The sequence below is a fragment of the Enterobacter sp. JUb54 genome (genome assembly GCF_014298075.1).
Taxonomy (GTDB): domain Bacteria; phylum Pseudomonadota; class Gammaproteobacteria; order Enterobacterales; family Enterobacteriaceae; genus Klebsiella; species Klebsiella lignicola.
The window spans coordinates 5,119,050-5,134,768 of the sequence record NZ_CP060418.1 but is presented as its reverse complement, the minus strand read 5'-3'; the positions used below and the strand labels follow the sequence as shown (position 1 = coordinate 5,134,768).

General features: G+C 58.1%; 16 protein-coding genes. 13 read left to right on the top strand and 3 right to left on the bottom strand.

All coding sequences use genetic code 11. The annotated features are described in order from the left end of the window. Positions 1-255 precede the first annotated feature (255 nt). Entirely contained in the window at positions 256-1,527 is a 1,272-nt protein-coding gene (locus HF679_RS23870) for a PTS sugar transporter subunit IIC (protein WP_123756762.1), read from the bottom strand. A 174-nt stretch (positions 1,528-1,701) separates the two neighbouring features. Between HF679_RS23870 and HF679_RS23865 the strand changes: the two genes are divergently transcribed. The 9 genes from HF679_RS23865 to HF679_RS23825 all read left to right on the top strand — a co-directional run bounded on the left by HF679_RS23865 (position 1,702) and on the right by HF679_RS23825 (position 9,404). Continuing rightward, the gene (locus HF679_RS23865) at positions 1,702-2,016 is read left to right on the top strand and encodes a PTS sugar transporter subunit IIB (protein ID WP_123756761.1); all 315 of its coding nucleotides are present in this window, start codon (positions 1,702-1,704) and stop codon (positions 2,014-2,016) included. Positions 2,017-2,025: 9 nt separating this feature from the next. Then, the gene (locus HF679_RS23860) at positions 2,026-3,348 is read left to right on the top strand and encodes a PTS sugar transporter subunit IIC (RefSeq protein WP_123756760.1); all 1,323 of its coding nucleotides are present in this window, start codon (positions 2,026-2,028) and stop codon (positions 3,346-3,348) included. Between the two features lie 102 nt (positions 3,349-3,450). Continuing rightward, the gene (locus tag HF679_RS23855; protein WP_123756759.1) at positions 3,451-3,765 is read left to right on the top strand and encodes a PTS lactose/cellobiose transporter subunit IIA; all 315 of its coding nucleotides are present in this window, start codon (positions 3,451-3,453) and stop codon (positions 3,763-3,765) included. 71 nt (positions 3,766-3,836) lie between these two features. Continuing rightward, positions 3,837-4,751, top strand: coding sequence for an ROK family protein (locus tag HF679_RS23850; RefSeq protein ID WP_123756758.1), 915 nt, complete (start codon positions 3,837-3,839; stop codon positions 4,749-4,751). A 54-nt stretch (positions 4,752-4,805) separates the two neighbouring features. Then, positions 4,806-5,768 (top strand): LacI family DNA-binding transcriptional regulator, encoded by a 963-nt coding sequence (locus tag HF679_RS23845; RefSeq protein ID WP_123756757.1) that lies wholly within the window; start codon positions 4,806-4,808, stop codon positions 5,766-5,768. A 216-nt stretch (positions 5,769-5,984) separates the two neighbouring features. Beyond that, positions 5,985-6,902, top strand: a complete 918-nt coding sequence (locus HF679_RS23840) for a metal ABC transporter substrate-binding protein (protein WP_123756756.1) — start codon at positions 5,985-5,987, stop codon at positions 6,900-6,902. Further along, entirely contained in the window at positions 6,899-7,720 is an 822-nt protein-coding gene (locus HF679_RS23835; RefSeq protein WP_154143974.1) for a manganese/iron ABC transporter ATP-binding protein, read from the top strand. The genes HF679_RS23840 and HF679_RS23835 overlap by 4 nt, the downstream gene beginning before the upstream one ends. Beyond that, positions 7,717-8,565 carry an iron/manganese ABC transporter permease subunit SitC gene (gene sitC, locus HF679_RS23830; RefSeq protein WP_123756754.1) on the top strand — a complete coding sequence of 283 codons (849 nt, stop codon included), beginning with the start codon at positions 7,717-7,719 and terminating at the stop codon, positions 8,563-8,565. Before HF679_RS23835 ends, sitC begins: the two co-directional genes overlap by 4 nt. Next, the gene (locus tag HF679_RS23825; protein ID WP_187042435.1) at positions 8,559-9,404 is read left to right on the top strand and encodes a metal ABC transporter permease; all 846 of its coding nucleotides are present in this window, start codon (positions 8,559-8,561) and stop codon (positions 9,402-9,404) included. Before sitC ends, HF679_RS23825 begins: the two co-directional genes overlap by 7 nt. Before the next feature lie 92 nt (positions 9,405-9,496). Here the strand turns inward: HF679_RS23825 and HF679_RS23820 are convergent, their stop codons facing one another. Both HF679_RS23820 and HF679_RS23815 read right to left on the bottom strand, forming a co-directional pair. After that, the gene (locus HF679_RS23820) at positions 9,497-9,847 is read right to left on the bottom strand and encodes a nitrous oxide-stimulated promoter family protein (RefSeq protein ID WP_154143975.1); all 351 of its coding nucleotides are present in this window, start codon (positions 9,845-9,847) and stop codon (positions 9,497-9,499) included. 75 nt (positions 9,848-9,922) lie between these two features. Beyond that, on the bottom strand, positions 9,923-10,216 hold the full coding sequence (locus HF679_RS23815) for a SelT/SelW/SelH family protein (protein WP_123756752.1): 294 nt from the start codon (positions 10,214-10,216) through the stop codon (positions 9,923-9,925). Between the two features lie 215 nt (positions 10,217-10,431). On the opposite strand from HF679_RS23815, the gene HF679_RS23810 reads away from it, so the two are divergent. The 4 genes from HF679_RS23810 to HF679_RS23795 all read left to right on the top strand — a co-directional run bounded on the left by HF679_RS23810 (position 10,432) and on the right by HF679_RS23795 (position 15,718). After that, the gene (locus HF679_RS23810; RefSeq protein ID WP_123756751.1) at positions 10,432-12,801 is read left to right on the top strand and encodes a TonB-dependent receptor domain-containing protein; all 2,370 of its coding nucleotides are present in this window, start codon (positions 10,432-10,434) and stop codon (positions 12,799-12,801) included. Between the two features lie 75 nt (positions 12,802-12,876). Continuing rightward, positions 12,877-13,908 (top strand): hemin-degrading factor, encoded by a 1,032-nt coding sequence (locus HF679_RS23805; protein ID WP_123756750.1) that lies wholly within the window; start codon positions 12,877-12,879, stop codon positions 13,906-13,908. Further along, complete coding sequence (locus HF679_RS23800) at positions 13,905-14,723, top strand: hemin ABC transporter substrate-binding protein (protein WP_187042434.1); 819 nt, start codon at positions 13,905-13,907, stop codon at positions 14,721-14,723. The genes HF679_RS23805 and HF679_RS23800 overlap by 4 nt, the downstream gene beginning before the upstream one ends. Further along, positions 14,723-15,718: a FecCD family ABC transporter permease gene (locus HF679_RS23795; RefSeq protein WP_123756748.1), complete on the top strand. Its 996-nt coding sequence runs from the start codon at positions 14,723-14,725 to the stop codon at positions 15,716-15,718. Before HF679_RS23800 ends, HF679_RS23795 begins: the two co-directional genes overlap by 1 nt. The last annotated feature ends 1 nt before the right edge of the window (position 15,719 follow it).

The window sequence follows — 15,719 nt, the reverse complement described above, 5'->3', positions numbered from 1 at the left end:
ACCGGCGCAGCCAAAAAAAGGTCTACCCTGTCACCTCATCTGTTGAGGTGAAAAATACGGCCCAGTGCACCAAAAGAAATCTACTGACAAAATTCGGAAATGTACATCCACAAACGGAAAACGCTTTCCATTATTATCGGTCTGGTTCACAAATTTGAGGGGGACTCAGATATATTTGTGATTTACATCACACTATGAAATATGCAAACGCCCGCATAACGCGGGCGAGATATCGGCCAGGAGAAAGGCAAAAAACTAGCGTTCGGCGTCGGCAAGCTGGCGTTCGTAGACTTTAAAGAACGGCCGGTACAGCATCCACGCGTTGAAGATGGCGAACAACGTCATGCAGAGATTTTTCCAGCTGCCGTTCGCAGACCAGGCCGCGCCGAGCGGGGACGGCATCGACCACGGCAACATCGCCACCGCCCGATCGAGGATGCCAATCTGCGTCAAATACCATGCGATACAGGCGTTTATCAACGGGACGAAGATAAACGGCAGCAGGAAAACCGGGTTCATAATGATAGGAAAACCAAACAGGATCGGCTCGTTGATATTAAACAACGACGGGATAAGGCCAATTTTACCGACGCTTTTCAGCTGTCGCGATCGGCTACGCATCGCCATAAAGACCAGCGGCAGCGTCGAGCCAATGCCGCCAATCAGCAGGTAGAAATCCCAGAACCCCTGCAGGTAGATATGCGGTAACGCCGTCGCCCCTTCCGCCAGCGCCTGCTGGTTTTCAAACAGATAGGTCATCCAGAACGGGTTCATTATTCCGGTGATGATCAGCGCGCCATGGATACCAACAAACCACAGCAAATTACAGATAAACAAAGAGATAAGTACCGCGGTCAGGGTATCTGAGGCCACCACCAGCGGCCTGACCGCTTCGCTGATCAGCTCCGGTAAAATCCGCCCGGTGGCTTGCTGCATCAGCGCATTGACCACGCTGATGGAAATCATCACAAACAGCAGCGGCACCAGCAGCTGGAAGCCGTTGCGGGTCATCAGCGGCACCTCTTCAGGCAGGCGAATGCACCAGCCTCTTTTATAAAAAAACCGAATTATTTCAATTGAATATGTACTGGATATCAGCGCGGTAAAAATCCCCATGCCGCCGAGGAAAATATTGGTTACGCCATTATCACGAAAGCCAATGAACAGCAGAAACGACAGGCAGCCGGTCAGTCCGCAGAGCCTTTCCGGCAGGCGGTACTGCTTCGCCAGGCTGGCACTGGCGCCGAAGGCGACAATCAGCGCCACCAGGCCGATGGTCAGTTCAAACGTCGGCAGCAGCATCGGGCGCAGCCACAGGTAGAACTGTCCGAACGTTGTCGCGCCATTTATGGAAACGGGCGGAAACAAAACGGGCACCAGTAAACTCCCCACAATCACGAACGGCATCGCCAGCGCAAAACTATCGCGCATCGCCGTAATGTGATTATTGCGCGTCAGGACGTTCGCCAGTGGCGCCAGACGCTGTTCGATGATGTCCACGGCAACATTCATCAACGGATTGTTCATGGTTCTACCTTATCGAGTGGTTTTGTTGGCAGGATGATCGCGCACTACAACATAAAGTAAAAGCCCGCCTTAGGTGATCGTTATCACAATTAATAAATCCACAAACGGAAAGCGCTTTCCGTAATGACGCCGTTATGACTATAGTCCCCCCATCCAACTCACCAGGAACGGTTTATGAAAAAGATTATGTTGTGTTGTTCCGCAGGTATGTCCACCAGCCTGCTGATGAAAAAAATGATTGCCGAAGCAGAGCAGCGCGGTCTGCCGGTGGAGATCAATGCCTTTGGCGTCGCCGAGTTTGATCAGCAGGTCGGCAACTATCAGGTCGTCCTGCTTGGCCCGCAGGTGAAATATATGCAGAAAGATCTGCAAAAGCAGGCGGACAAATATGGGATCCGCGTGGAGCCCATCAACATGATGGATTACGGCATGCAGAAAGGCGGCGCCGTACTGGATTTCGCGCTCTCCCTGATTGATAACAACCACTAAGGAAAGATCATGAGCTCTCTGTACGCTAAATTGATCGCCGTTATTGAACAAAAAATTACGCCGATGGCCGGGGCAATCGGGCAGCAAAAGTATGTCACCTCGATCCGCGACGGTTTCATCACCGCGCTGCCCTTTATGATCGTCGGCTCTTTCCTACTGGTCTTTATCTTCCCGCCCTTCTCGCCGGATACCAGCTGGGGATTTGCCCGGGCGTGGCTGCAGTTCTCCCTCGATCATCGCGATGCCCTGATGCTGCCTTTTAACTTCAGCATGGGGGTGATGACCCTGTTTATCGCGGTCGGCATCGCCGCCAGCCTGGCAAAACATCACAACCTGGATTCATTGACCGCTGGCATGCTGTCGCTGATGTCCTTCCTGCTGGTGGCCGCCCCGCTGAAAGACGGGCAGATCTCCACCGCTTACTTCTCCGGACAGGGGATTTTTACCGCGATTCTGGTGGCGATTTACTCCACCGAACTGTACGCCTTCCTCAAGCGGCACAACATTACCATTCGCCTGCCGCCTGAGGTCCCGGCCGGTGTCGCGCGCTCGTTTGAAATCCTGATCCCGGTGCTGGCTATCGTCCTGACGCTGCATCCGCTGAACCTGTTTATCGAAGCGCAGCTGGGGATGATCATTCCGGAAGCGATCATGTCGCTGGTGAAACCGCTGGTTGCCGCCTCCGATACCTTACCCGCCATTCTGCTGTCGGTGCTGGTCTGCCAGGTGCTGTGGTTTGCCGGGATCCACGGGGCGCTGATCGTCACCGGGATCATGAACCCGTTCTGGATGGCGAACCTGTCGATAAACCAGGCCGCTATGGCGGCGGGTACGGCGATCCCTCACATCTATGTGCAAGGTTTCTGGGACCACTACCTGCTGATTGGCGGCGTTGGCTCGACGCTGCCGCTGGCGCTGATGCTGTTGCGCAGCAAGGCGGTCCATCTGCGCACCATTGGACGTATGGGTGTCGTCCCGGGCGTGTTCAACATCAACGAACCGATTCTGTTCGGCGCGCCGATTATCATGAACCCGCTGTTCTTCCTGCCATTCGTGCTGGTACCGATGATTAACGCCACTCTCGCCTGGTTCGCCCTGAAGCTGGATCTGGTGAGTCGCGTGGTCTCGATGACCCCGTGGACCACCCCGGCGCCGATTGGCGCGTCGTGGGCGGCTAACTGGAGCTTCAGCCCGGTGATCATGTGCCTGATCTGTATGGCCACAGCAATGGTGATGTATATGCCGTTCCTGAAAGCCTACGAAAAACAGCTGCTGCAGCAAGAACGCGACAACGCAGCCGCCCAGACTGAAGCCGTGGCTCAGTCCGCTTAATTCACACCACACTATGTATACCCTAAATAATTCGAGTTGCAGGCAGGCGGCGACGCAGTGAATCCCCTGCAGCTTGAAGTATGACGGTTATGGAGATTTATGATGGAATCAGAAGAACAAATCATGGGCATTATCATCAATGCCGGTCAGGCGCGTAGCCTCTGTTTTGAAGCACTGAGCTGTGCCAAAGAGGGGGATTTTGCCGCCGCTGACGAGAAGATGAAAGAAGCCGCGCACTATTCCCGCGAAGCGCACCTCGTCCAGACTCAGTTGATTGAAGCCGACGAAGGGGAAGGGAAAACCAAAATGACGCTGGTGATGGTTCACGCCCAGGATCATTTGATGACCTCGATTCTGGCGAAAGAGCTGATCGCCGAGCTGATTGCGGTCTACCGTTCACGCCCGCTACACCAGTAGCCGGACGACCCGGGCGGGCGTTGACGCGACCGCCCGGGAGTGCACTCCCCCACTCTCATCTGAGGACAACCATGCTACATCTGGGTTTAGATATCGGCGGTACCAAAATGGAAGCCGTGATGCTCAACGCCGACGGCGAATGCGTCTATCGCCAACGTCGACCGACGCACAAAGAGAGCTATGAGGCCTTTATGCAGCAGCTGCTTGGCCTGATCGACAGCGTGCGCCAGTGGAGCGAACAGCCGTTTACGATTGGTATTGGCCTGCCGGGCGCCATCGATCCGCAGAGCGGCCTGATTAAAAACTGCAACTGCCTGGTCCTCAACGGCCACGACCTGCGTCGGGATCTCAAGCAGCAGCTCGGCCAGCCGGTCTGGATTGCCAATGATGCCGACTGCTTCACGCTCTCCGAAGCCGTGGATGGTGCAGGGGCTGGCGCCAGTACGGTATTCGGGGTGATTATTGGCACCGGCTGCGGCGGCGGCATCGCCGTCAATCAGCAGCTGCTGAGCGGACCCAACGCCATCGTGGGCGAATGGGGACACAACACGCTGCCGGGCTATACGCCGGAGCGCGATGGCCCGGATCAGCCCTGCTACTGCGGCAAAGTGAACTGCATCGAAAGCTTTATCTCCGGCACCGGCTTTGCCCGTCGCTTCGGCGAGCAGGCGCGAGCGGAGGCGATTATTCAGGCCGCTGGCGAGGGCGACCCGCAGGCGCTGGCCCACTGGCAGCACTTTATCGATGCTTTTGCCCGCAGCCTGGCGTCGGTGATTAATATTCTCGATCCCCAGGTCATTGTGCTGGGCGGCGGCTTGTCCAACGTTGAAAAAATCTACGACGCGTTGCCGGCAGCGCTGGTGCCTTATCTGTTTTCCGACAGCTGCCGAACCCAGATTAAACCGGCTCGCTTCGGCGATGCCAGCGGCGTGCGCGGGGCAGCGTGGCTGCCGGTTCTGGCAAATTCCGCGGACCGCTGGCGATGACACTTTTTCAGCAGGTATGTTAAGCTAAGCGAAATAATCAAAGCAGAAAATACCATGCCAACCATTGATGATGTTTCAAGATTAGCGAATGTCTCGAGAGCGACGGTATCTCGTGTGCTCACCGGCACCCGCGGCGTGCGTGACGAAAGCCGGGAAGCCGTTCTGCGGGCAGTGGAAGAGTTGAACTATCGCCCAAGTTTTGCCGCGCAGAACCTCGCCAGTCAAACATCCAATCATGTCGGTCTGGTACTCCCGGTGCGGGATGAAAGCAGCAGCGCACGGCTGCTGCCTCTGCTGTCTGTGGCGCTGAAAAGCCTGAATAAAAACCTGATCGTCCAGTACGTCACGGATGCTGTCGAGCAGGCGGCCGTCATCGACGATTTCCAGCGCCAGTGTGTCGCCGTGGTGGTGCTCGGCCCCCTGCCTGCGGATACGCCACGCAACGTGATCTCCTTCGATCGTTTCAGCATCGCCGGGGTGAACAATCAGGGTTACGACTACGCCTTTGCTACCGAAAGCGCCTGTCGCTACGTGATTGGTAAAGGCCATCGTCACATCGCCCTGCTTTCTGACAGCGACAGCGATGACGCCAGCCGCCAGATGCAGGAAGGCTATCGTAACGTCCTGCAAAACTACTCGATTCCTTTCAACCGCCAGCTGGTGCTGACCGCCAATGACGATGTCGAACAGGCGCTGCTTACGCTGATCAACAGCTTCAGCAAATATTCGGTGATTATCGTGAAGCGTGACCGCTACGCGGCGGAAGCCATGCGCCTGCTGCGCGAATTCAATGTTGCCGTGCCGCAGGAAGTTTCGCTGCTGAGCCTCGAAGATTCGCCGCTGGCCTCGCTGCTCTATCCACCATTGACCTGTATCTCCTGGCCGCTGGAACAGCTGATGGAAAACTGCCTGCAGCGCATCCGCAACCTGATTGATGAGCGTCCGGCATTTGCCACCGAAGGTCGCACTCTCGCAGGCCGCCTGATCCCACGCCAGTCGGTCGCCGACATCTCCTGATTTTATCCTGCCCGGGCTGTTTTCCCCTGCCGGGCAGGCAGATACCCTGTTTTTTTCCTGCGATTTCCCCGCTTAGCTTACGCGATACCCTTGTGGTGCTAATCATTACCACGTCATCTAAATAATAATCATTTTCATTTATAAATAGCCTATGCTATATAACATAGCAATGGCTATAAAAGATGATTAATTAACCACATCGCAATGAGGGATCTTATGCTGCATTTGCCGTCGCTGAAACATCTGCTCTTTACCACGCTGCTGGCCGTCATGACCATCGCCCCGGCTCAGGCGAACGAAAAATTCACCGTGATCACCACCTTTACGGTGATTGCCGATATGGCGCAAAACGTCGCCGGCGATGCAGCCCAGGTCAATTCGATCACCAAACCGGGCGCCGAGATCCACGAATATCAGCCCACTCCAGGTGACATTAAGCGCGCTCAGGGGGCGCAACTGATCCTCACCAACGGCCTTAATCTGGAACTGTGGTTCGCCCGCTTCTATCAGCATCTGAAAGGGGTGCCGGAAGTGGTGGTCAGCAACGGCATTCAGCCGATGGGGATCAGCGATGGCCCCTATAACGGTAAGCCCAATCCCCACGCGTGGATGTCGATGGATAATGCGCTGATCTACGTCGATAACATTCGCGACGCGCTGGTGAAGTACGACCCCGCGCATGCCGATACCTATCGCCAGAACGCCGAGGCCTATAAAGAGAAAATCCGCCAGACCATGGCGCCGCTGAAAGCGGAACTGGCCCGGCTGCCGGAAGATAAGCGCTGGCTGGTGACCAGCGAAGGCGCCTTCTCCTATCTGGCCCGCGATAACGGGCTGAAGGAGCGCTATCTGTGGCCGATCAATGCCGACCAGCAGGGCACGCCGCAGCAGGTGCGTAAAACCATCGACACCATGAAAAAAGAGCATATCCCGACTATCTTCAGCGAAAGCACCATCTCTGACAAACCCGCGCGTCAGGTGGCCAGAGAAGCCGGCGCCCACTACGGCGGCGTGCTCTATGTGGACTCGTTGAGCGCCGCCGACGGCCCGGTTCCGACCTATCTGGACCTGCTGCGCGTCACCACGCAAACCATCGTCCAGGGCATCAACGACGGCCTGAGGAAACAGCAATGAGTACAGACATCGCCGGCCTTGCGGTCAACCAGGTCAGCGTCACCTATCGCAATGGCCACACGGCGCTGCGCGATGCGACGTTCAGCGTCCCGCGCGGTTCAATTGCCGCGCTGGTCGGGGTCAATGGCTCGGGGAAATCAACGCTGTTTAAAGCGCTGATGGGTTTTGTTCGCCTGTCCCACGGCGAGATTGCCATTCTTGGTCAGCCGGTCAATCGCGCCCTGCGCCAGAACCTGGTGGCCTATGTACCGCAGTCTGAGGATGTGGACTGGTCCTTCCCGGTGCTGGTGGAAGATGTGGTGATGATGGGCCGCTACGGACACATGGGTTGGCTGCGGCGGGCCAAGGCCGAGGATCACCAGCGCGTCGATGCGGCGCTGGCGCGGGTCGGCATGAGCGAGTACCGCCATCGGCAAATCGGCGAGCTTTCCGGCGGGCAGAAAAAGCGGGTGTTTCTTGCCCGTGCGATTGCTCAGCAAGGCCAGGTGATTCTGCTCGACGAACCGTTCACCGGCGTTGATGTCCAGACCGAAGCGCGGATCATCGCCCTGCTGCGCGAACTGCGCGATGAAGGCTGCACCATGCTGGTCTCCACCCATAATCTCGGGTCGGTCAGCGAGTTTTGCGATTATACGGTGATGGTCAAAGGTACCGTGCTGGCCAGCGGGCCGACGGAAACCACCTTCACCGCCGGAAACCTCGAGCGCGCGTTCAGCGGCGTCCTGCGCCACGTGGTGCTCAGCGGCGGTGAAACCCAGGTCATTACTGACGATGAACGTCCGTTTATCAGCCGCCGGGCGACGGGCGGTGAAGAGTGAACTGGCTGCTTGAGCCGTTTGGCTATCAATACATGCTGAATGCGATGTGGGTATCGGCACTGGTGGGCGGCGTCTGCGCTTTTCTCTCCTGCTACCTGATGCTGAAAGGCTGGTCGCTGATTGGCGATGCCCTCTCCCACTCCATCGTGCCCGGCGTCGCCGGGGCGTATATGCTGGGTCTGCCCTTTGCCGTCGGCGCGTTTCTCTCCGGCGGGCTGGCGGCGGGCAGCATGCTGTTTCTCAACCAACGGTCGAAGCTGAAAGAAGACGCCATTATCGGCCTGATATTCTCCTCGTTCTTCGGCATCGGGCTGTTTATGGTCTCCCTCAATCCGACCTCGGTGAATATCCAGACCATTATTCTCGGAAATATTCTGGCGATTGCACCGGAGGATATTATTCAGCTGGCGGCCATCGGATCGATTTCAATGGTGATACTGCTGCTGAAATGGAAAGATCTGATGGTGACCTTTTTCGATGAAAGTCATGCCCGCTCCATTGGCCTCAACACCACCGGGCTGAAGCTGCTGTTCTTTACCCTGCTGGCAGCCTGTACCGTGGCGGCCCTGCAAACCGTGGGCGCCTTCCTGGTAATTTGCCTGGTGGTCACCCCCGGCGCCACCGCCTGGCTGCTGACCGACCGCTTTCCGCGCCTGCTGGCAATTGCCGTGGCCATTGGCAGCCTGACCAGCTTTTTCGGCGCCTGGCTAAGCTACTATCTCGACGGCGCCACCGGCGGCATTATCGTGGTGGCCCAGACGCTGATCTTTTTAATCACCTTTGTGATGGCGCCTAAACACGGTCTGCTGGCTAACCGTCGCCGCGCCCGGAGGTCTTCATGCTGATAACAACCCTCCTCGAACCCTTCCAGTTTTCGTTTATGGTTAACGCCATCCTGGTGGCGACGATTGTCGCCGTCCCGTGCGCGCTGCTGTCGGTATTTCTGGTGCTGAAGGGCTGGGCGTTAATGGGAGACGCCATGAGCCACGCGGTCTTCCCCGGCGTGGTGGTGGCCTACATTATCGGTATTCCGTTCGCCATCGGCGCTTTTGTCGCCGGCCTGTTCTGCGCCGTGGCCACCGGCTATCTCGACGATAACAGCCGCATCAAGCGCGATACCATTATGGGCATTGTCTTTTCCGGGATGTTTGGCGCCGGGCTGGTGCTGTACGTTTCGATCCAGTCGGAGGTCCATCTCGACCACATTCTGTTTGGCGATATGCTGGGGATTTCCGCGAGTGATATTGGGCAAACGTCGGTGATTGCCTTAATGATTACGCTGATCGTCGGGTTAAAATGGCGTGATTTTGTATTGCATGCCTTCGACCCGCATCAGGCCAAAGCCAGCGGCTTGCGCTGCGGGCTGCTGCACTACGGGCTGCTGTGCATGATTGCGCTGACCATCGTGGCGACGCTCAAGGCGGTAGGGATTATTCTGTCGATCTCGCTGCTGATTGCCCCCGGCGCCATTGCGCTGCTGCTGACCCGACGGTTTGTCAGCGCGCTGCTGCTGGCGGTGGGCATTGCCGTTAGCTGCAGCTTCGCCGGCGTCTGGCTGTCGTTTTATCTGGATAGCGCACCGGCGCCGACAATCGTGGTGCTGTTCAGCGCGCTGTTCGTGATTACCTTTGTCGGTACGTCGGTTCGCGATAGTCGGACCCAGGCGACCGTGAGTGGTGGTTAGCAGTCAGAGTACGCTTCCCGGAGGCGGCGCGTTGCGTCTCCATCGCACCTGCCAGTAGCCCGGACAGATGCGCAGCATCGCCTCCGGGGAAATCACCGCGACTTTTTCGGGCGGTATTTCTCCGGTAGCTCCGGCACCGGGCGTTTATCATCAATCAGATGGCGAAGGGTCAGCATCGGGTGCCGCCAGAGCATGCGCGGCCCGGCCCAACGCATGATCTGCTTCATCTCTTCGCGTTTTTGCGGCTGGTAGCAGTGCACCGGGCACTGCTTGCAGGCCGGTTTCTCCTCGCCAAACACGCACTTATCCAGCCGCTTATCCGCATAGGCGTTCAGCGCCTGATAGTGCTCCGCATCGCCCTGCGCATCCGGGCAGCGGCGCTGGTAGAGCGCAATCATGCAACGAATGGTCTGTTTCTCACGGTCGATGCGTTTTCCTGCCATGGCCTTTCCCCTCAATAAAGATGCAAAAATAATACACCTTTAACGTCCGGGCCGCAGCCGTTTTTCCCCTGCCTCTTACGCCGGGTCGGCCGGTTTATCCACGTGCCCCAGCGCTTTTTCCGGGAAGCAGACATCGCGAACCCGGCGCTTCAGCTCGGCGGCATCCGGGAAGCCCTGATCCTGTTTGCGCTCCCAGATTTGTACCTCGTCCACGTGGATCGTGAAGATCCCTCCGGTTCCGGGAACCAGCTTCACCGAGGCGATATCGGTGCTGAAAGTATGCAGCAGCTCCTGCGCCATCCAGCTGGCGCGCAGCATCCAGTTACATTGCGAGCAGTAGTTGATGGTGATGTTGGCTTTATGGCTCATGGTGATCTCACGGTGTCTGAAAGGGTAAATTGTAAACAGGTTGCAGAATAAATGAGGAATAATTGAAGATCTTGTTGCAAATGATAATGCCTATTATTACCATTCGCAATCAATAAGCATGGAGAATACGGTCCGCCAGGGAAACAACGGGACTAACCTGCAAATCTGGAAGTAACGCGTGAGCCGATACTAATAATTATCAAGGCGTGGCTACTATGTATAAATCCACTCAATCACCTGTCTGGTTTAAAAAAAGCCTGCTGGTGACTTCTTTGCTCGCAGCAATGTATCAGACCACCGCCGGGGCGGCTGATACCACCACCCAAACTTCGATCAACGATGCTTCGTCCGATACGACGGAGCAGATGACGGTCACGGCACCTGCGCCGGTGCTCAAGCCGGGCAGCGAACATTCGGTTAGCGCCCAGGAACTGCAGGATAAAGGGGCCAAAGACTTTGGCTCCATCATGCGATATGAACCGCTGATTGGCGCAACCGGCGCCAGCGGCGGCTCGGGCAACGGCAAAAGCGGCTTCGACCGCGGCGGCTACACCGGGTATAACATTCGCGGGCTGGAAAGTAACCGCGTCGGCATTGACGTCGACGGCATCGCCCAGCCGGACGCCACCGGGCGCAGCTACGTCAGCCGCGCGGGCCTGAATACCTTCGGCATCGGCCGCGATTATATCGACCCGTACATGTACGGCAGCATCGATATTCAGTCCGGCGCGACCTCGACTGAAACCGTGAATACCTCGATCGGCGGGAATGTCTCGTTTCAGCCGAAATCGGCGGATGACTATCTGCATCCGGGAAAAACCAGCGCGTTTGGTTACCGCAGCGGCTATGACTCGGCGGATCGCAGCTGGCATAACGGCGTGACGGTAGCGGGCGGCGATGAAACCCTGCGCGGCATTTTCGTCTACAGCCGCCGCGATGGCCAGGAAACGGAAAATAACAGCGGGACGGTTGATGCGTACCCGGCAAACTGGCACTCCGATGCGTTTATGGCCTCCGGGATCTGGCAGCCGAACGACGAACATAAGCTGACCAGCACCTTCGATTACTACCACAAAACCAACCATACCCATTACGACGCGTGGGATTCCAGCGGTAACAGCGTTATCGGCACGTCTAACCAGACCAGCCAGACTCGTCGCTGGGGCATCAGCCTGAAAGACGACTGGACGCCGATGAATGACTACATCGACAGCATGTCGACCAAAGTCTATTACCAGCACACTGAAGCCCACGACTGGACCTACATGCCGGACAGCACCTCCCTGGCGATGGAAACGGTCAACTCCAACTACGATACCGACACCTGGGGCTTCCAGACCGCGCTGGCTAAGTCGATCGGTCGTCACGACCTGAGCGCCGGCCTGAACGCCAGCACCACCAAAACTCAGCGTCCGTTTAGCCAGTCACCGGTACCGAGCGTCTACACCGCGATCATGCAGCCGGAAGCGGACAGCCGCGGCTACACGCTGGGCGGTTTCGTGCAGGACAAGATCAACTTCGATCTGGATAGCCACAACTTTGCGGTGATCCCGGGCGTGCGCGTGGTGCATCAATCCACCAAGCCTGAGAACCTCAGCTCGCTGACCACTAACAGTAGCGTGTTGACCGAAGACTCGGTTGCCACCCTGTACGGCAAAAACTCCGACACCCAGGTCTTGCCGTCCTTAACCTTCCAGTACGACATTACGCCGCGCGCCATGACCTATCTGCAGTATAAGCGCGGCGCTGAATTCCCGAATGCCAGCCAGCTGTACGGCTCGTGGAACCTTGGCTCCAGCTATGCCGGCCGGGCGCAATATGCGCTGATCGGTAACACCGATCTGAAAACCGAAACCAGCGATAACTTCGAATGGGGCTTAAAAGGTGAAGTGGTGGAAGGGATCACCATGCGCACCGCGCTGTTCTATAACAGCTATAAAAACTTCATCGCCTATAGCCGCTATACGCGCTCCGGCAACCCGGATAAGTTCAGCAACGTACCGTCGAATATCTACACCATCTATCAGGCGGAAAACCGTGATAAAGCCTATATCTACGGTGGTGAAATCAGCGCGAAGTTCAACTTCGGCACCTGGTTTGAAGAGGTTAACGGCCTGAGCGCGACCCTCGCCTACGGTTATAACGAAGGCAAGTCGAAATCCAGCTACAGCGGCGACAAATATGTCGACATCGATAGCGTTGCGCCAATGAAAGCGATTGTCGGCGTGGCATGGGATGACCCGGCCAAACGCTACGGTACCGCGCTGACCGCGACCTTTGTGAAAGGTAAGCAGGCCACCGCCACCAACCGCGAAAGCTACACCAACACCGGCACCGCGATCACCGATTCCACCAGCGAATACATGCGCGTACCGGGCTATGGCATGCTGGACTGGACCGCTTACTGGCAGGTGGCGAAGAACGTGCGCCTGAACGGCGGCGTGTACAACATTACCGATCGTAAATACTGGGATTACCTGAGCAGCCGCAATATTGAGACATCCACCAACCAGGATGCCAACGATAAAGCGCTGGCGGTCATGCCGGGCCGAACCTGGCAACTGGGCGTGAACGTCGACTTCTAATCGCCGCCATAATAATAAACCTGCTCCCCGGCCTGACGAGGCCGGGGATATTCATCGTAGAGAAGGATGTGAATTATGCAAAACGCGCAAAACGACCTGTGGCAGCGTTATCAGACCGCCAAAGCCAACTCATCCGCCAAATATGCGCGCGATATCGCCGCCGAAATGGCGATCAGTGAAGCCGAACTGACCGCCGCGCGCGTCGGATACGACGCCACGCGCCTGCAGGATGACGCACGGGTGCTGATTGCCGGGCTGGAAAGCGTCGGCGAGACCAAATGCATCTGCCGTAACGAATATGCGGTCCATGAACAGGTTGGCCAGTTTACCCACCAGCATCTTAACGGCCACGCGGGGCTGGTTCTCAACCCGCGCGCGCTCGATCTGCGCCTGTTCCTCAGCCAGTGGGCCAGCGCCTTCCACCTGAACGACAACGGTCGTCAGAGCATCCAGTTCTTCGACCATCACGGCGACGCGCTGCTGAAGGTCTACACCACCGAGCAGACCGATATGGCGGCGTGGGATGCGCTGGTTGCCGGGCACAGCCAGACGGCTGCGCAAGCGCTGGCTCTGCGCCCGGTCGATGCCCCTCGCTACGCGGATTCCGCCGACGGCGCCGCGCTGGAAAACGAATGGCGCGCCATGACCGACGTGCATCAGTTCTTCGGGCTGCTGCGCAAATACAACCTCTCGCGCCAGCAGGCATTCCGCCTGGTCAACGACGACCTGGCCTGCCGCATTGATAATGATGCCCTGCCGCGTCTGCTGGAGACCATCCGCGAAGAAGGGAACGAGATCATGATCTTCGTTGGCAACCGCGGCTGCGTGCAGATCTTTACCGGCGCGCTGGAAAAACTTACGCCGATGCGCGGCTGGCTGAACATCTTCAACACCGCCTTTACCCTGCACCTGCGCGAAGACAGCATCGATGAAGTGTGGGTGACCCGCAAGCCCACTTCAGATGGCCATGTCACCAGCGTGGAGCTGTTTGCCCAGGACGGAACCCAGATTGCCCAGCTGTACGGACAACGCAGCGAAGGTCACCCGGAGCAAGCAACGTGGCGGAGCCAGGTTGACAGCCTGACGACGCAGGGACAAACCGCATGAAATACTGGCTGATGTTATGTGCCGCATTGCCGCTGTGGGCCCATGCGGCGACCGAGCGTATCGTGTCGCTCGGCGGCGACGTAACGGAGATCGTCTATGCCCTGCAGGCGCAACAGCAGTTGGTCGCCAAAGACAGCACCAGCACCTGGCCTCCCGCCGCGCATTCGCTCCCGGATGTGGGTTATATCCGCCAGCTGAATACCGAAGGGATCCTCTCTTTGCGCCCGACGCTGGTGCTGGCGAGCGCACAGGCCCAGCCTTCGCTGGTGCTGAAAAAGGTGCAGGAGAGCCAGGTGAAAGTGGTCAATATTCCCGGTGGAAACGACCTCGCGGCAATTGATAGCAAAATCGCGGCCGTGGCCGAGGCGCTGGGCAAAGAGGCGGAAGGCAATACGCTACGCCAGACGGTCGCCGCTCAAATCGCCCGAATACCGACGCAGCCCATCAACAAGCGGGTGCTGTTTATTCTCAGCCATGGCGGCATGAACACCATGGTGGCCGGGAAACAGACCTCGGCGGACGGCGCCATTCGGGCGGCCGGGCTGCAAAACGCGATGCAGGGTTTTGACCACTATCGCAGCATGTCCCAGGAAGGGGTGGTGGCCAGTCTGCCGGACCTGGTGGTGATCTCCGCCGATGGCCTCAAAGGCATGGGTGGCGAAGCCGGATTGTGGAAACTGCCCGGTCTCGCGCAAACCCCGGCCGGTCGCAACAAGCAGGTGCTGGTGATTGATGATATGGCCCTGCTCGGCTTTGGCTCACGCACGCCTGAAGCCGTCAGCCAGCTGCGCCAAAAAGCGGAGCAGCTCCCCTGATGCGCCCCACCACCTCCCGCTATCTGTGGTTAATGGTGCTCCTGCTGATCGGCCTGACGTTGTTCGCCACGACCCTCGGGGCGATGCCGTTGCCGATTGCCAGCCTGTGGCCGCCCGGCGATGAGATGCTCCGCCATATCTGGCTGACCATTCGTCTGCCACGGGTGCTGCTGGCGCTGCTGGTGGGCGCCGCGCTGGCGCTCTCTGGCTGTGTTATGCAGGGGCTGTTCCGCAACCCGCTGGCGGATCCCGGCCTGTTGGGGATCAGCAGCGGCGCGGCGCTGGCGGTCGCCTGCTGGCTGGTGCTGCCGCTGTCGGTTCCGGTACTGGTGGCGCTGTATGCCCCGATGCTGGCGGCATTTATCGGCAGCATGGCGGTGATGGTGGTGATTTTTATCCTCAGCAAAGCCGGGGATGGTTCACTTTCGCGGCTGCTGCTGGTCGGCATCGCCATTAACGCGCTGTGCGGCGCGCTGGTTGGCGTGCTGGCGTGGATCAGCAACGATACCCAGCTGCGCCAGCTTTCGCTATGGGGGATGGGCAGCCTCGGGCAGGCCGAATGGTCGACGCTGCTGGTGGCGGCCACCTTAATGATCCCCGCGTCGGCGTTCGTCTGGCTGATGGCATCGCGCCTTAATCTGCTCCAGCTTGGCGATGAAGAAGCGCACTATCTTGGCATCAACGTCCGGGCGTTGCAGCGGCTGTTGCTGCTGTGCAGCGCGCTGCTGGTGGCCTCGTCGGTGGCGATCAGCGGGGTGATTGGCTTTATCGGCCTGGTGGTGCCACACCTGATGCGCATGTGGCTGGGGCCAGACCATCGCGGGCTGGTGCCGGGGTCGCTGCTGGCCGGGGCGATTTTGCTGCTGCTGGCCGATACCCTCGCCCGCACCGTCGCGGCACCGGCTGAAATGCCGGTCGGTCTGTTGACCAGCATGCTCGGTGCGCCGTGGTTTTTGTGGCTTATTTTTCGCCAGCAGAGGGCAACTTATGGCTAAC

Bases quoted from the DNA above. Each gene is read 5' to 3' on its own strand.
- HF679_RS23870 (WP_123756762.1), bottom strand. From the start codon at position 1,527: ATGAACAATCCGTTGATGAATGTTGCCGTGGACATCATCGAACAGCGT.
- HF679_RS23865 (WP_123756761.1), top strand. From the start codon at position 1,702: ATGAAAAAGATTATGTTGTGTTGTTCCGCAGGTATGTCCACCAGCCTG.
- HF679_RS23860 (WP_123756760.1), top strand. From the start codon at position 2,026: ATGAGCTCTCTGTACGCTAAATTGATCGCCGTTATTGAACAAAAAATT.
- HF679_RS23855 (WP_123756759.1), top strand. From the start codon at position 3,451: ATGGAATCAGAAGAACAAATCATGGGCATTATCATCAATGCCGGTCAG.
- HF679_RS23850 (WP_123756758.1), top strand. From the start codon at position 3,837: ATGCTACATCTGGGTTTAGATATCGGCGGTACCAAAATGGAAGCCGTG.
- HF679_RS23845 (WP_123756757.1), top strand. From the start codon at position 4,806: ATGCCAACCATTGATGATGTTTCAAGATTAGCGAATGTCTCGAGAGCG.
- HF679_RS23840 (WP_123756756.1), top strand. From the start codon at position 5,985: ATGCTGCATTTGCCGTCGCTGAAACATCTGCTCTTTACCACGCTGCTG.
- HF679_RS23835 (WP_154143974.1), top strand. From the start codon at position 6,899: ATGAGTACAGACATCGCCGGCCTTGCGGTCAACCAGGTCAGCGTCACC.
- HF679_RS23825 (WP_187042435.1), top strand. From the start codon at position 8,559: ATGCTGATAACAACCCTCCTCGAACCCTTCCAGTTTTCGTTTATGGTT.
- HF679_RS23820 (WP_154143975.1), bottom strand. From the start codon at position 9,847: ATGGCAGGAAAACGCATCGACCGTGAGAAACAGACCATTCGTTGCATG.
- HF679_RS23815 (WP_123756752.1), bottom strand. From the start codon at position 10,216: ATGAGCCATAAAGCCAACATCACCATCAACTACTGCTCGCAATGTAAC.
- HF679_RS23810 (WP_123756751.1), top strand. From the start codon at position 10,432: ATGTATAAATCCACTCAATCACCTGTCTGGTTTAAAAAAAGCCTGCTG.
- HF679_RS23805 (WP_123756750.1), top strand. From the start codon at position 12,877: ATGCAAAACGCGCAAAACGACCTGTGGCAGCGTTATCAGACCGCCAAA.
- HF679_RS23800 (WP_187042434.1), top strand. From the start codon at position 13,905: ATGAAATACTGGCTGATGTTATGTGCCGCATTGCCGCTGTGGGCCCAT.
- HF679_RS23795 (WP_123756748.1), top strand. From the start codon at position 14,723: ATGCGCCCCACCACCTCCCGCTATCTGTGGTTAATGGTGCTCCTGCTG.